At 29.8% G+C, this 15,364-nt stretch carries 15 protein-coding genes; 1 reads left to right on the top strand and 14 read right to left on the bottom strand.

The features are described 5' to 3' along the window. Positions 1–111: 111 nt before the first annotated feature. The 3 genes from KQI89_RS00215 to KQI89_RS00205 all read right to left on the bottom strand — a co-directional run bounded on the left by KQI89_RS00215 (position 112) and on the right by KQI89_RS00205 (position 1,082). Positions 112–276: a hypothetical protein gene (locus KQI89_RS00215; RefSeq protein ID WP_187117366.1), complete on the bottom strand. Its 165-nt coding sequence runs from the start codon at positions 274–276 to the stop codon at positions 112–114. Between the two features lie 80 nt (positions 277–356). Then, positions 357–587 carry a hypothetical protein gene (locus KQI89_RS00210; protein WP_216455438.1) on the bottom strand — a complete coding sequence of 77 codons (231 nt, stop codon included), beginning with the start codon at positions 585–587 and terminating at the stop codon, positions 357–359. A gap of 204 nt (positions 588–791) precedes the next feature. After that, positions 792–1,082 carry a peptidase associated/transthyretin-like domain-containing protein gene (locus KQI89_RS00205; protein ID WP_032121179.1) on the bottom strand — a complete coding sequence of 97 codons (291 nt, stop codon included), beginning with the start codon at positions 1,080–1,082 and terminating at the stop codon, positions 792–794. Between the two features lie 317 nt (positions 1,083–1,399). Between KQI89_RS00205 and KQI89_RS00200 the strand changes: the two genes are divergently transcribed. After that, positions 1,400–2,266, top strand: a complete 867-nt coding sequence (locus tag KQI89_RS00200; RefSeq protein ID WP_216455437.1) for a cation diffusion facilitator family transporter — start codon at positions 1,400–1,402, stop codon at positions 2,264–2,266. Positions 2,267–2,364: 98 nt separating this feature from the next. On the opposite strand, the gene KQI89_RS00195 is transcribed toward KQI89_RS00200, so the two are convergent. From KQI89_RS00195 to KQI89_RS00150, 11 genes are all read right to left on the bottom strand, one after another. Next, a complete protein-coding gene (locus KQI89_RS00195) occupies positions 2,365–2,874 on the bottom strand; it encodes a GNAT family N-acetyltransferase (protein WP_032121177.1) in 510 nt (169 codons plus the stop codon). A 259-nt stretch (positions 2,875–3,133) separates the two neighbouring features. Further along, positions 3,134–3,271 (bottom strand): DUF1846 family C-terminal domain-containing protein, encoded by a 138-nt coding sequence (locus tag KQI89_RS18105; RefSeq protein WP_425514059.1) that lies wholly within the window; start codon positions 3,269–3,271, stop codon positions 3,134–3,136. A gap of 165 nt (positions 3,272–3,436) precedes the next feature. After that, positions 3,437–4,945 carry a DUF1846 domain-containing protein gene (locus KQI89_RS00190; RefSeq protein WP_216455436.1) on the bottom strand — a complete coding sequence of 503 codons (1,509 nt, stop codon included), beginning with the start codon at positions 4,943–4,945 and terminating at the stop codon, positions 3,437–3,439. Positions 4,946–5,217: 272 nt separating this feature from the next. Continuing rightward, positions 5,218–6,879: a ribonuclease J gene (locus KQI89_RS00185; RefSeq protein WP_216455435.1), complete on the bottom strand. Its 1,662-nt coding sequence runs from the start codon at positions 6,877–6,879 to the stop codon at positions 5,218–5,220. Between the two features lie 308 nt (positions 6,880–7,187). Continuing rightward, a complete protein-coding gene (locus tag KQI89_RS00180) occupies positions 7,188–8,615 on the bottom strand; it encodes a serine hydrolase (RefSeq protein ID WP_216455434.1) in 1,428 nt (475 codons plus the stop codon). Positions 8,616–9,424: 809 nt separating this feature from the next. Beyond that, positions 9,425–9,907, bottom strand: coding sequence for a GNAT family N-acetyltransferase (locus KQI89_RS00175; protein WP_216455433.1), 483 nt, complete (start codon positions 9,905–9,907; stop codon positions 9,425–9,427). 523 nt (positions 9,908–10,430) lie between these two features. Next, a complete protein-coding gene (locus tag KQI89_RS00170) occupies positions 10,431–10,709 on the bottom strand; it encodes a CD3324 family protein (RefSeq protein WP_246582923.1) in 279 nt (92 codons plus the stop codon). A gap of 480 nt (positions 10,710–11,189) precedes the next feature. Continuing rightward, positions 11,190–12,083, bottom strand: coding sequence for a hypothetical protein (locus tag KQI89_RS00165; protein ID WP_216455431.1), 894 nt, complete (start codon positions 12,081–12,083; stop codon positions 11,190–11,192). Positions 12,084–12,102: 19 nt separating this feature from the next. Next, positions 12,103–12,699: a GNAT family N-acetyltransferase gene (locus KQI89_RS00160; RefSeq protein WP_216455430.1), complete on the bottom strand. Its 597-nt coding sequence runs from the start codon at positions 12,697–12,699 to the stop codon at positions 12,103–12,105. Positions 12,700–13,303: 604 nt separating this feature from the next. Further along, positions 13,304–14,680, bottom strand: coding sequence for a sensor histidine kinase (locus KQI89_RS00155; protein ID WP_216455429.1), 1,377 nt, complete (start codon positions 14,678–14,680; stop codon positions 13,304–13,306). Then, positions 14,664–15,353, bottom strand: coding sequence for a response regulator transcription factor (locus KQI89_RS00150; protein WP_216455428.1), 690 nt, complete (start codon positions 15,351–15,353; stop codon positions 14,664–14,666). Before KQI89_RS00150 ends, KQI89_RS00155 begins: the two co-directional genes overlap by 17 nt. Positions 15,354–15,364 lie beyond the last annotated feature (11 nt).

Below are 15,364 nucleotides of genomic sequence, written 5' to 3'. Positions count from 1 at the left end.
CAGCAACAGATTTTTATTTTTTAATCTGTCTACTTTAAGGGGAGCATATCACTACTTTATAAAGGGTGTTTTTAGTAAATCCTATATTATATTTATATAAATTAAATTTAATTATTTAAATTGGCTCTTTGGTTCCTCCTCCTTTTTAAGCTCTTTGTCTACCTTTTCTAGATAATCCTTTTGATTTACTATATTATTTTCAAAACTCTCTATAGCGTTTTTTGTATAATGTCCTATCCTAATAGCACCTTTACCATCTGTATTTAATTTACTCATTTTATCCACTCCTTTGTATATAGTTTTTACTTCTTCTCTGTAAAAAATACTGGGAAATACACCCCCGGGGGTGTATTTCCCTATGGATTAGAAATGATAACTTCAATATATAATTCATTTCCATTTAAAAACTTTAAATCTTCATCTATGGAATTTAAGTGAGTTCCATTTAAAGCCAAACCATATACATCAGCTTCTTTAAGAAGTTTTTCATCTATATTATCCATTACAGTATTCTCTTCCTCTAATACATACACCAAGGTTTCTCTTTGATTATTTTTCTCCTGATTTAAATCGATAGGTTTATACATTAAATATTCCTCCATTTGCTATCTAGTATAAAAATAGCTACACTAGATTCCTATATTTTTTCTATCTTCTCCCTATGTGTATTATTTAAAAATTACTTAAATAAGGATTTTATTCATGAAGGCACTGGTAGTATTATAAAAATCTTTAAGTTTTCATTTTTATATTAAATACGGAACAGTCAAAAACTGTTCCGTCTATATTAACTATACTAGTGGATACCAATATATTTTTATTCTGTAAGTTCCACCTATATCAGCAATACCAAAAAGGAATTGACCTTCAGCGTCTGTGTATTGGAAATCGATTGGTTCAAAAACACCATTTATAAGTTTGAATAGCTTAACTACTGCATTAGCAGCTACAGTGTTATTAGGTAACCTTACAACACCATGAATAGCAGATCTAGTTTCTGCTTCTAAGGTTATATTATAATCATATTCTACACCTGGCTGAAAGCCGCTTAAATTCTGACTATATAATCTTGCAGTTGACATAATCAACTCTCCTTTTAATTTATTACAACCTATCCAATACTCGTTGTATAACTTGACTTAAAAATAGGGCTCTAAATCCCTATTAATCCATAAAATATTCAATTTATGTGGAATAGCTTGTATTATATTATATGATATAAACTAAGAATGTGACATTTTTTTGATATACTACCTTTGTAAATTTTTAAATATTGCACTTCGATTTTATTATCATTTGATAATATATATCTGATAATATCACCCTAGAAGATGTTATCAACTTAGGATTTATAGCATAGTATATAAACATATAACATTATCAATTAGGAGAGAATGAATTGGAAAACTCTAAAATTGGCACAAAAGCCTCATTAATTACCATTACAGCTAATATATTTCTTTGTGTATTTAAAATGCTAGCAGCTTTTATAGGTAAAAGTAGCGCAATGCTAGCTGATGCATTTCATAGTCTTGCTGATATATTAACTACTGTTATTGTTATAATAGGACTTAAAGTATCAAGCAAGGGCGCTGATGAGAGCCATCCTTATGGTCATGAAAAATTTGAACCTGTATTTGCAAAACTTATGAGCTTAATATTAATATTTACTGGTGCTTCTATTGGATATAAATCATTTATGGATTTGATATCAGGAAATTTAAATTCACCTCACAAAATCGCCTTAATTGCTGCTGGGGTTTCTATTTTTGTGAAGGAAGCTATGTACTGGTATACCATAATAATAGCTAAAAGGATAAAGAGTATAGCCATGGAAACCGATGCGTGGCACCACCGTTCCGATGCCCTTTCATCTATAGGTACTTTTTTAGGCATTCTAGGTGCTAGATTAGGTATAAAGATTTTAGATCCTATAGCAGGACTTTTGGTGAGCCTTCTTATTATAAAGATTGGAATAGAATACTACTTTAAAGCCATAAAAGAATTAGTTGATCACTGCGCTAATAATGAAATAATCGAGAAAATAAAAGACATTACCTTTAATATAAAGGGAGTCACTAATATTATTAATTTAAAAACCAGAACCTTTGGAAATAAAATATATGCAGATATTGAAATATCTGTAGATGGGGATTTAACCATAAGTGAAGGGCACAAAATAGCTCAAAAGGTACATGATTCTATTGAAGAAAATATTGTTGATATAAAACACTGCTTAGTAAAACTAGAACCTGAAAAGAAATAGGGAAATAGAGCGGGAAATACACCCCCGGGGGTGTATTTCCCGCTCTATTTCCCGTTGTATTTCACATCTTAAATAACTATAAATAACTATATAAATAACTATGCGGCTATTTCTAAAAATTCTTCCATGGAAATGGAGTATTGCATCTCTCTTGGTAGCTCCTTATCTTCTGTAAAACCGATCTTTTTAAATGCTTTTTTAGAACGCTCATTTTTAAAGTTAATTTTTGCAATTACTTCATCAACTCTCCACTGAAAAAAAGCATGCTTTAATCCTTCAAATATGGCTTCAGGCCCTAATCCTTGTCCCCATTTTTCTCTATCTCCAATTACTATTACCATTTCTGCTCCTTTTTTCTTAGGAACTAATCTTAAAAAACCGATGGGCTCCTTGTCCTTTGTTGTTAGCATAAAAAAGCTTCCATCTTGGTTAAATAAATGGGTAAGAATGGGCATATTAGTTCTATGTATTACCTGTTTAATACTTTTACAGACATTTTGTCCCTCATTTAAATATTGTATTACCTCATCATCCTCTAGCCAATCAATAATCTTCCATGCGTCATCTACAAAAACCTCCTGACGCAATTTAATATTATTATCCCTCATTAGTATAACCCTCCACAAAATAATAAAACCCTATTATTAGGACACTTCTCCCCTAATAATAGGTTTTAAATCAAACTATTGTAGATTATACCATCCTAATCCATTTAATACAAACGCTGTATATTGGTAATAAAGAGGGGAATCTGGGGTTACTAGGGTTTACAGGAGAATGCCAATTAAAAAATGCATTTACCTTACCTTTCCTCCATAATCAGCATGTACTTGGCAAATCTAAGCTTTATTCACTTACATATTATAGTTAATTGCTATAATAAGGATTTTTTAACGAATATTCAGTATCATAAGTTACATCTATTCCAAGTTTTATAAAGGTATTTTCACTATTTCTACATAAATTTGTAGTTGAATGGATTTGACCCCCCTTTAACAAAGACATAGATATATTTATTAGATTTTTATCATTTCAATATTATGGTTAATTTTCTTTCTATAAAAAACACCTGATGTATTTCTTAGCCTTTTTCATTTCTATATTATGATTAATTTATCTTCTATAAATATATATGATACGTTTTAACCTTTATTCACTTACATATTATAGTTAATTGCTATAATAAAGATTTTCTGATGGATATTCAGCATCACAAGTTACATCTATTCCAAGCTTTCTAAAGGTCTGTTCACTATTTCTGCTTAAAATTGTAGTTGAATGGGCTTGACATCCCTTTAACATTGATAATTTTTCAAGTGCTAATTGCGCTGTTGGATTTGTAACTGCACATATGCTAAGAGCCATTAGAATCTCTTCACAGTCTAAAGCTGTATTTCTACTGCTTAATGTTTTTGATTTTAAATTTATAATTGGTTCAATTATAACTGGAGAAATAAGATGAATTTCATCAGATATATTTGCAAAATGCTTAATAGCATTTAAAACTACTGCTGCTGTTCCATCCATTAAATTTGAACTCTTACCAGTTAGCATTGTTCCATCACTAAGTTCTATTGCAACCACTGGGCAAACTTCATTTTTATTAGCTATTTGCTTTAATTTAGCTGAATGCTCTCTTGCAGCAATGACAATTTTTCTATCCTCTGGTTTAAGATTAAGTTCCTCCATTATAAGTTTTACCCTTTGGAAAGTTTCTTTATCTACATACCCTTTTTTGTACTCACAGCTTGTTTTAAAATATCTTCTGATTATCTCTTGTCTAGAGGCTTCTTTAACTACCTCGTCATCAACTATTCCAAAGCCTACTCTATTAACACCCATATCTGTAGGTGATTTATAAACAGAATCTTCACCTGTTATCTTCTCTATAATCCTTTTAATTACAGGGAACATTTCGATGTCACGATTATAATTTACAGCTACCTTATTATAGGCATCAAAATGAAAAGAATCAAGCATATTTACATCCTTAAGGTCTGCTGTGGCTGCTTCATAAGCTATATTTAAAGGGTGTTTTAAAGGTACATTCCATACTGGGAATGTTTCAAACTTTGAATATCCAGCTACTTTGCCCTTTCTATATTCATGGTAAAGCTGGCTAAGACAAGTAGCTAATTTACCACTACCTGGTCCTGGTGCTGTTACAACTACAATAGGTTTTGTTGTTTCAATATATGGATTTTTACCGTATCCTTCATCACTAACAATGGTATCAACATCTGTAGGATATCCCTTAGTTGCTTCATGTTTATATACCTTTATTCCTCTACGTTCAAGCTTATTTATGAAAACTGTTGCTGCTGGCTGTCCGCTATATCTAGTAATTACAACACTATTTACATCAAGCTCATAATTCCTTAAGTCGTCAATTAGTCTTAGAACATCTATGTCATAGGTAATTCCAAAGTCTCCTCTTATTTTATTTCTCTCAATATCTCCTGCGTATACACAAATAATTATTTCAACTTTTTCTTTTAATTTATGCAATAATTTGATTTTTGCATTTTCATCAAATCCAGGTAAAACTCTTTTTCCATGAAGATCGAACAAAAGCTTTCCACCAAATTCTAGATATAGTTTGTCATAATTATTAACCCTTTCTAGAATATATTTTGATTGTTCTTCAAGATATTTTTCATGATCAAATCCTATTTTCATCTTTTCTACCTCACTAACTACTAAAGTGAACTTTGCATCAAATAGACTCTAAGCTATTTAATGCTTAGTTTAATGAATCTATGAGCTAACCTAGCCTATTTATACTACTTATAAATGTTAATCTTTGTTAGCCATTAGATAAACACCTTTTATATTATTACACAATTTTAATCTTTAGTAAAACACTATTAACATGCTATTTTTTCATAAATAATAAAAGCCGCAGAAAACGCGACTTTTATCCATGGTATGCTTATGATTATACCATAAATTCAAATTTCCATAATAATAGGTAGCACAATTGGTCTTCTTTTTGTTTTTTCATATAAATACTTTTCCATAGCTTTTTTCATATTAACTTTTAAGACATACCATTCAACAATTTTATTTTCTAAGCAGTTTTCCAATTCTTTTCTTGCAATCTCTTTTGTCTCATTAATTAAAATATCTGATTCCTTCGCATATACAAAGCCTCTAGTTATTATATCAGGACCTGCAATAATGCTATAGGATTCTTTTTCTATAGTAACCACCACTGTAAGCATTCCATCCTGAGCTAAGTATTTCCTGTCCCTAAGCACTATATTTCCAACATCTCCTACGCCAAGGCCATCTACAAACACAGATCCAGTATGAACTCTGCCTGATACCTTAGCTTCCTTAGTTGATAATTCTAAAACTTCACCTGTATCTAAAGTAAAAATATTTTCACTTTCCATGCCTAACTCTTTAGCCAGGTTAGCATGATGCCTCAAATGCCTATATTCACCATGAACAGGCATAAAATACTTAGGATGAACTAATCTATGAATTAATTTTAATTCTTCTCTGCAGGCGTGACCTGATACATGCACTTCCTCTAAATCTTCATAAATTACATCTGCACCTTTTTTAAATAATTGATTAATTACTCTAGATATCATTTTTCCATTTCCAGGTATTGGTGATGCAGAAATAATGAATAAATCCTTTGGTTCAATCTTAATTTTTCTATGATTTGAAAAAGCTATCCTAGCAAGAGCTGCCATAGGTTCTCCTTGACTTCCAGTGGTTATTAATGTGATTTGTTCATTAGGGTAGTTTTCCATTTCATCTACACTTATAACTTTACCTTCAGGTATATGAAGATACCCAAGATCCATAGCCACCTTAGATATGTTTTCCATACTTCTTCCACTAAAAACTACTTTCCTTCCATAGTCTATAGAGGAATTTACTATCTGCTGCATTCTATGTATATTGGAAGCAAAGGTTGCCACAATAACTCTACCCTTAGCATTAGAAAGTATTCTAGTTAAAGTTTCTCCTATGGATTTTTCTGAAATTGTATACCCAGGTCGCTCTACATTGGTACTATCCCCCATAAGTAGCATTACTCCCTGCTTCCCTAATTGAGAAATACGTTCTAAATCCATAACTAATCCATCTATAGGTGTATAATCTATCTTAAAATCCCCAGTATGAAATATTACACCCACAGGTGTATGAATGGCAATACAGCAAGAATCTGCTATACTATGAGTGTTTCTTATAAATTCAATCTTTAAATTTTCTGTTTCTATTATATCTCCAGCTTCTACACCATGAAGCTCACAGTCTGAAAGTATATTGTGCTCTTTTAATTTGTTTTCAACTATGCCTAAGGTTAGTCTTGTACCGTAAACAGGAACATTTAATTGCTTTAAAATATAAGGTAAGGCTCCAATATGATCCTCATGACCATGGGTTAAAAAAATCCCCCTCACCTTATCCGAATTGTCTAAAAGGTATCTTATATCAGGTATTACTAGATCTACCCCATACATCTCTTCTTCTGGAAAAGACACCCCACAATCTATAACAATAATTTCATCTTTATACTGAATAGCTGTTATATTCTTTCCTATTTCTCCAAGACCACCTAGTGGAATAACTTTCACATTATTCTCCTTCATTCCATCCACTGGTTATGAAAATCGTAACAAAACATAACCCTCTCCTTTCTTTGTATTTTTTATTTTACGACTATTTTTAAAATCCATATATTTAATTTTCATTTTTATCTATACTACACTTTTCTTATTTTGCCTTATAATGATGAAATTAATTCTTTTTCTTTTGAAAATTTTAATGCCTCTGTATAAAAATAAAAGCTCTCCAATGTAAAAAATATTTTTACATTGGAGAGCTAACTTTATATTATCCTTCTAATACATTATATTCTACAATATAGTCTTCTTAAAGTTGGTTTCAAATTATCTAATTATACGCTTAATTCCTCTATCATTTTTTTCCCATTCTCATTATTTGGGTCCAGCTCCACAGATTTTTTGTAGCTTTCTAAAGCTAGCTTCTTATTACCTTCACATAAATACATTTCACCTAGACTATCATAAAGATTAGCTGATTCTTTGAAAATTTCAATTGATATTTTAAGCACATCAATTGCCTCTTTAACTCTTTTTCGCTCTAGAAGTTGATAGGCAATGGCATTAAACTCATCTTCATAAACAAGATATCTTTCAATAGAGTTTTGCTTTATCTTATCATATTCCTTTAAAGCTATTTCAGAATTGTTATTAAACATTGTTCTTATTATGTGCTGTGCAAGTGATGTTTTTATATAATGAACTTCTTCACCTAAAAGTATATCTAAAATACTTGTGCATAAAATTTTAGTTCCAATATAATATGCATTTATCATAACAACAACTGCAATGCCTCTTTCAGGTAAGATTATTAAATTACTTCTAAAGCCTGTGTCCATACCACTATGAGACATAACCTTATTTCCTTTGTATTGTCCTAAAAACCATGAAAGTCCAATTTTTGAAGTATAGCCTCCCCATTCTGTAGAGGCATATTCTCTCCAAAGCTCTGAATAGCTAGTATTCTTTAGTATCTTATCTCCTTGAAACCTTCCTTCATTAATATTAGCAATGGCATAGTTACACATTTCAACTACATTAGAACATAAAGTAGAGCTTGGCCCATGTGCACGGTTATAAGGAAAAACTTCACTAACCGTAGCTCCATAACCATTTTTCACATCCAAAATATGAGGACTTGTAAGTAAATCCTTTGAAACTAAAGGCTTTAAAAAGTTGCTTTCTTTCATTTTTACAACATCTAGAATATTTTCTTTCATATATTCTTCAAAGGACATACCTGAAACTTTCTCAATAACATGTCCTAAAATTTCATAGGCTATATTACTATAAGCAAACTTTTCTCCTGGCTCCCACATAAGTTCCCTTCCATCAACGCTTCTAACATACCTTTCTAAAGCCTTATCATCATACTTTGGCTTATCCCACTCATAATCCTCTTCATCTGGCATACCTGATGTATGATTTAATATTTGCCTTATAGTTATGTTTTTATATCTTTCATCTTTAAGCTTAAAATAAGGTAAATACTCTATTAAACATTTATCTAAGTTAATTTTCCCTTGTTCAACTAACTGCATTATTCCTGTAGCAACAAAAGTTTTTGATACTGATGCCATGTGAAAAAGAGAATTTTCATCAACAGGTTCTTTTGTATCTATATTTTTTACTCCAAAGCCCTTTGTGTAAATAACTTCATTATTATATACTACACCTACTGCGAGTCCTGGTACAAATTCTGCCTTTATATATTCATTTATTATCCTATCTAAATCTTTTATTATTTTTTCTTTAATCTCCATAATATCCTCTCCTTTTAAGTATTCTTTACTGTTTAATGCCTATACAAAATTTATAAATTCATATCAAACTCTGAATTACTTAATTAAGTTTTTTATGAGAAACTCATATTCATAGCTTCATAATAGAAAAGCAAAATCTATTATCTTTTCTCAATGGCTTACTCATCTTAAATTGTTAAGATGAGTTTCCTTTCAGTAATGAAAGAGTAAAGCTATACCATTAAACTGTAGATCTTAGGCTCTACTTAAGTCACTATGATAAAGTCTAAGATTTATTATATCTCTCAATAGAACAAAAAAGACTGTAGGAAGTTTTTGCTCCTTACAGTCTAAAATAAACATTATTTTACATTGCAAAATACTTTTAAGAGAGTATATTCTAATTAAAGCCAAAGAAACTTCTAGAATAATATTAGGTTAACATCATTCTAAAAAATATCACAACTTTAAAGCATGCATTAAATACATCCCTATCAATATCTTATGTAAAATTAAGATTTAATTCTAGTTCTATAAAATGACCACTTCTACTTACTAAATTTCAAAAGAAGCATACCAAAAAAACCTAATTGTATAGGCATTTAAAATCTTCCTTGAATAAAATTTTCAATTTAGAAAATTAATTAGCAAGTAGCTATTACCATTTCATCAAACCTCCTTAATTTTACTAATACAATTATATCCAATATATTAAAATAAAGCAAGTAAATAAATACTTATTACCCTAGTATGTTTCATTAAGATTGATTCCTCATAAAATAACAAAACAAATATATAATAGTTGAAGTTAAATATTATTTCCCCCTAATTTAATTATCCTTAAACTTTTTAGCCATTATTATAAATTTATATTTATTGCCTCTAATCTCATTATATATTTCATCAATCTTTTTAAAACCTATTTTTTCATAAACCTTTCTTGCTCTAGTGTTGAAATCCGCCACTGATAATTCTAAATAGTCATATTTTAGCCTCTCTCTTCCTTCTTCAATAATTGCCATGGAAAATTCTGTTCCATACCCTCTTCCAGTTAAACTAGGTTCCATTTGAATACCAACAGCAAGAATTTCTTCTTCTTCATTGTCTGAAACATCGTAAAACTCACAGTTTCCAACAAGTTCACCTTCTTCATTTACCACTGAAAAGGCCCTATCAGATCCTGTTAAACTAATAATATTATCAATTTTTTCTTGTTGAATATTATTATCGTAAAATGAATATATGCCTTCATAGCACCAGTTTAAAATTTTTTTAGTATCCTCTTCTGTTCTAACTTTCAAAGAAAATTTCATTATTACCCCTCCCCCAATACCATATGTTTAATTATGTTTCTAATAATATTCTAACAAGAATATTATTATATAAAAACCTCCAAAAGGGTTCTGAACGAACCTTGAGCCAGGAGATACATATTTTAACTTTCCCCAGATTACTCAATGACAACTTAAATATATTTAAATAAAACTTACCTAACCTAAAAAGGATGATTTATTATCAAAAATTGTTCTGATAATAAATCATCCTCTTCTATTATTAATATAATAACTTTTCCTAATCAGATATCCCAAATCTATGATTTGGTGATAGCCAGTTAAGCAAATAACAAGACCTATGGCTTGTCGGTAGTCCCTTAAGCAGAGAACCAAGATCTAAAATCTTGTGTAAATCGCTTACTCTTTGAGTACTCATCTTAAGTCATGAAGATGAGTTTCTTAAGCAGATATCCCAAATCTTCGATTTGGTGATAGTCGGTTAAGCAGATACCAAGCCTATGGCTTGTTGGTAGTCGCTTACTCTTTGAGTACTCATCTGAAGTCATGAAGATGAGTTTCTTATTACTCTTATTATCCTTCTTATACTTTTTTCTGAAAGATAGTATTCATTAGCTAATTCAGTAACAGTAATTCCTCTAAGGTATTTTTTTAAGATCTCATTATTTCTCTCTTTTAGGATACTTCTTGTACCATTTTTTTCACCCCAAGATTTTTCATTGCCATTTTTTCTTGGAATGTATAAATACTCTCCATCTACATATTCTTGAATTAACTTTATTATTTCTTCTGGTAACACATTTTGTGCTTTAATATATGCCATATCTTTGCTCCTCCTTATAAAAATATAAAGATTTAAGCAAAGACTACTCATAAAGTTACTCCATGCATTAAGCAGATATCCCAAATCTTTGATTTGGTGATAGTCACTTACTCTTCGAGCACTCATCTAAACTTGTAAAGATGAGTATTATTTAAAACCATCATTAATGGTTTCTGTTAGACAAATTATAATTTAATTCATTAATATACCTTACTCAAAACAAAGCATAGCTCATTTCTTTATAGCAGTCTTTGCTATGAGCAGGATTTAAATATTTTAAAAGCAGTTAGTGGAACAGTTCTCATAAATACCCCTCCTGTGAATGTGATTTCTAGCATAAAATACTTACAATTTATATCATATACTTCATTATATCACTTTTCTACCATAGTAAGGAGAAATAACTGCTAAATTTCTAAGCCTGTTTTTCCTTTAAAGAAGTGTTAAGGATACTATACATGGGGTTAAATACTATAATTATTATAAACTCAATTTCATAACTAACATCTCACAATCAAATTTATATCCTTGATCCATAAGAGCCTTTTCCAATGGGAAATTTTTCACATCAATATCAGCAATAATCTTCGTTATATTATTTTCACTTAAGATTCTAGTACCTTCTATTAATAAGTCATTTATATATCCATTACCTCTTCTTTTAGGTACAACTCCAATATAGTTAATAGCACCTGTATCTTCATTAAACCTTTGTGGTACTACTAACCCTAAAAGATCATTATCTCCTGTATAAGCAAGTTTCCACCATTTCTTATTAAAATCAATATCTTTTAATTCATTGAAGTACTTCTCTGCTGCTTTCTTATATCCTATCTCTTTTATAGAACTTAAATCATCTTCATCTAAGGTACCTTCTGTTACTTCTTTTATAGCCTCTATATACTCCATCTGGCCAGTATCTTCTAAGCTTTTAAAAATCAGCCTTTTAGAGGATTCCTTAATGTAATTTTGGGTCCATGTAAAACTTCTCTTTTCTTGAGTAATTTTAAACCCTATTTTAAGCAATATGTCTTTGTACTCCTTAAAATTATTTTTATCAGAATAAAGGTGGTTTATTATTTTGCTGAATCCTTTTAAACCCATCTCTTTTACACTATGACATAAAAGTTTTTCCATGGCTTCTTTAGGAGCATCTATAAAATCTATATTTAAAATATCCAAATCATCATCAAATACTCCATATATTATTCTACCTAAAAATTTATTATTATCTTCAATTACAAAACACCAGTCTAGCCTTGTTATTCCCTTTTCTAACCAAGAAGATAATATATCTTTAAGTCTACTCCCTTCGTAAGGTAGCATATTTGTATATAAGTCTATTTCTGTATAATTTATATTTCTTACCCTCATAAATCTCTCTCCCTTGTTTCTATAAAAATTCCCTTAATGACTTCTCACTATCTATATATTTTGCCCTGAACTCATCTTCTAAAATGCTCATGGTAACTAAATCGTAATATTTGTGATTAAAGAAGATTCCCTCTCTTCGAATTCCCTCTCTTTTGAAACCTATTTTTTCATAAACATGGATTGCCCTTTCATTAAACTCTAGTGCTTCTAACTCAATTCTATGTAAATTAAGCATTCCAAATCCATAATTTAATGCCAATATAATAGCTTCACTACCATAACCCTTACTAAAATCTTCTTTTCTATTTATTAGAACTCTCATACTAGCACTTCTATTATTTCTATAAATATCGTTAATGACAACTTCCCCAACAACTTTATTAGACTCCTTTGAAAATATTAAAAAGTCCATTCTGCTTCTATCTGATGATACATCTTCTAGATACCCTTCTATATCTGATTTGTTAAACACTTGTTGAGTTCCTGTAAAAATAATTGACTCAATACTGCAGTCATCAATGCCTTGAAAATATTCTTCAATATATTCTTTATCTAGTTTTTTTAAGTAAACTAAATCTCCTTTTAACTCTAAAAAACTTCTTGTACTCTTAATCATCTCAAGTCCCCCTTAAGCTATTTTTTATTTTGTATAGGTAACATAGGTTTAATATTAAATATATAACCTTTATCACCCTTCATTGTATCCAATTATACAATAGGTTAAAGGATTTACTCAATCTCATTCATGACTCTGTAAAGAATTTAAGAAGGGTTTCTTCTTCCTTATGGTTTTAACCAAGTATACTTGGATAATAGTAGCTCCTTTTAATGCTTAGTGTTTCATCTACCTTCTTCTATTAGCTTTCCTTTCACATGAAAACATCTTTTCCCTAAGTCTCATACCTTTTAATTATCTTCATAACTCATGTAGTACTCAAAGAGTAAGAAATTCACTCAAGATCTATGGTCTTGCCTCTCTGCTTAAGCCACTATGACCAAATCACAAATTTGAGATATCTGCTTAGGTAGAAGACATTAAACTTTAAATTTTAGTTACTTAAATTTCTTATGTTATGCATAAGAACTGCTAGTTAACTTTATAAGTTCAGCTAACCTTCATATAGAGTTACAACCTCTATATGAAGTTATGAAGATGAGCTTCAATTTCCTATAAAACTACTATAAGTGTTAGACCCTAGATAAATATAGTTAGACTTCCTTTAAAGTTGTTCTTCTTTTATAGCAACTAACCCTATTAAAAACTCTATTCCATCATTTATCTTATTAGCATTTATAAATCCATTATGGCATTTAACTATTTCTTGGCATATTGCTAAACCTAATCCACTGCCCCCTTCAGACCTTGCTACATCATTTTTATATAACCTTTTAAATAACTTATCAATTTCCTCCTCTGATAAAAACTCCTTAGGAATATTAAAAACTGAAAATATCCCATAGATATTTCCATTTATTCTTTCTTCACTTAGCTTTATTGTTACCTTAGAATCTTCCTTAGAATACTTTAAAGAATTACTTATTAAATTTTCTAATGCCCTTGCAATTAACATGGGATCTCCATAGGTGTAAATTGGTTTTTTCTCTAATATCACATCTAATTCTAAGTTTCTCTCCTTAAAATAAATTTCCTCTCCATCTAAAAGCTGCAATATACTTTCATTGATATTTATAACTTCCTCCTCCATTTTTATATCCATTGATGAAAGCTTTGCATAGTCAAAAAAATCCTCTAATAAAGTTTTTAGGTGCATACCTTTTCTATTTAATATGGAAACATATCTTTCTAATTCATATTCATTTGAATAACTTTTTTCCTCTATCATTTTTGAGTAACCAAGCATTGTAGTTAATGGAGTTCTTAAATCATGAGAGATATTTGTTATAAACCTTTTTTGATTTAAGTCCTGTTCCATAAGCTCTTGTGCCATATAATTAATATCTTCAGCTAATTGTGTTAATTCATTTCTATATTTTAAATCTACTCTTTTAGTCATATCACCTTTAGCTATTAATCTTACATTAGTGGCAATGCTATTTATGTATTTAATTCTTCCACTAACTAAAACTAAGAAGATTAATATAGCTACAATTATCCAAACTTCCATGGAAACTAAATCCCCTTCACTAAAGCCATCATTTATAAATACAACATATCTATTTTCATTTAACTTAATGATGTTTTTAGCTGTAAAAGTAGCACCTTCTACAGTTACATCCTCATACTTTTCTAAATCTAAATCAAGTTGTTTTACACCTAAATTACCCGTTGACTGTATAACAAATCCATCATGGTCAACTAAAAATATTCTCTTAACCCCACCCCTTTTTAGATCCTTCTCTATTCTTTTCATATTTTCAATAACAGTATTTTCATCTGAACTTTCAATATCTAAATCTTCTATGATCCTCTTAACAGAGGCTCTATTTCTTTCTACTGCTGATAACCTTAGTCTTTCTTTTCCTGAATTACTTTTTCTATAAGAATTAACTAAATTAGTTCCTGTTATTAAGCCTAAAATTACTGCTATAATTGCAAAAAGAATTAGTTCCCCTTTTAGCTTAACTATCTTTTTCAACTTTATATCCAACTCCCCATATAGTCTTAATGTATATTCCTTCTTTTACTCTATCTCCTATTTTTTCTCTTAAATTTCTCATATGAGTTATTATAGAATTATCATTATCTAAATATGGTTCATTCCAAATCTGTTCATACAACATTTTAGGGCTATATATCCGCCCTGGATTCCATACCAGAAGTGCCAATATATCAAATTCCTTTTTTGTAAGCTTTAGGTCTATTCCTGATTTTATAACACTATACTCTTCTTTGTTTATCTTTAAATCCTTATACACTTTTACTGAATCATTTGAAACTATATTAATATTTCCTCTTCTTAGTATTGCTTTAATTCTAAGAGTTAGCTCTATTAAATCAAAGGGTTTAACTATATAATCATCACAGCCTTTTTTAAACCCTATAACCTTATCAAATTGTTGCCCCTTTGCTGTTAACATTATAACTGGAACATTGGAAAACTCTCTTATTTTAGAAAGAGTTTCATGACCATCCATAATTGGCATCATTACATCCAAAAGTATAAGGTCAATGTGATTTTCTCCTAAAATCTTTAATGCTTCTTGTCCATTATTTGCAGTTAAAACCTCATACCCCTCTTTACTTAAATACTCCTTAAGCATTAAAGCTATATCGCTATCGTCTTCCACCACTAAAAGTCTTTCACACATAATGTTCTCCT

Source organism: Clostridium simiarum, assembly GCF_018919175.1.
Classification (GTDB): domain Bacteria; phylum Bacillota; class Clostridia; order Clostridiales; family Clostridiaceae; genus Clostridium_L; species Clostridium_L simiarum.
Note: the sequence above shows the minus strand (reverse complement) of the source record. Positions and strands in the feature narration are given on the sequence as shown.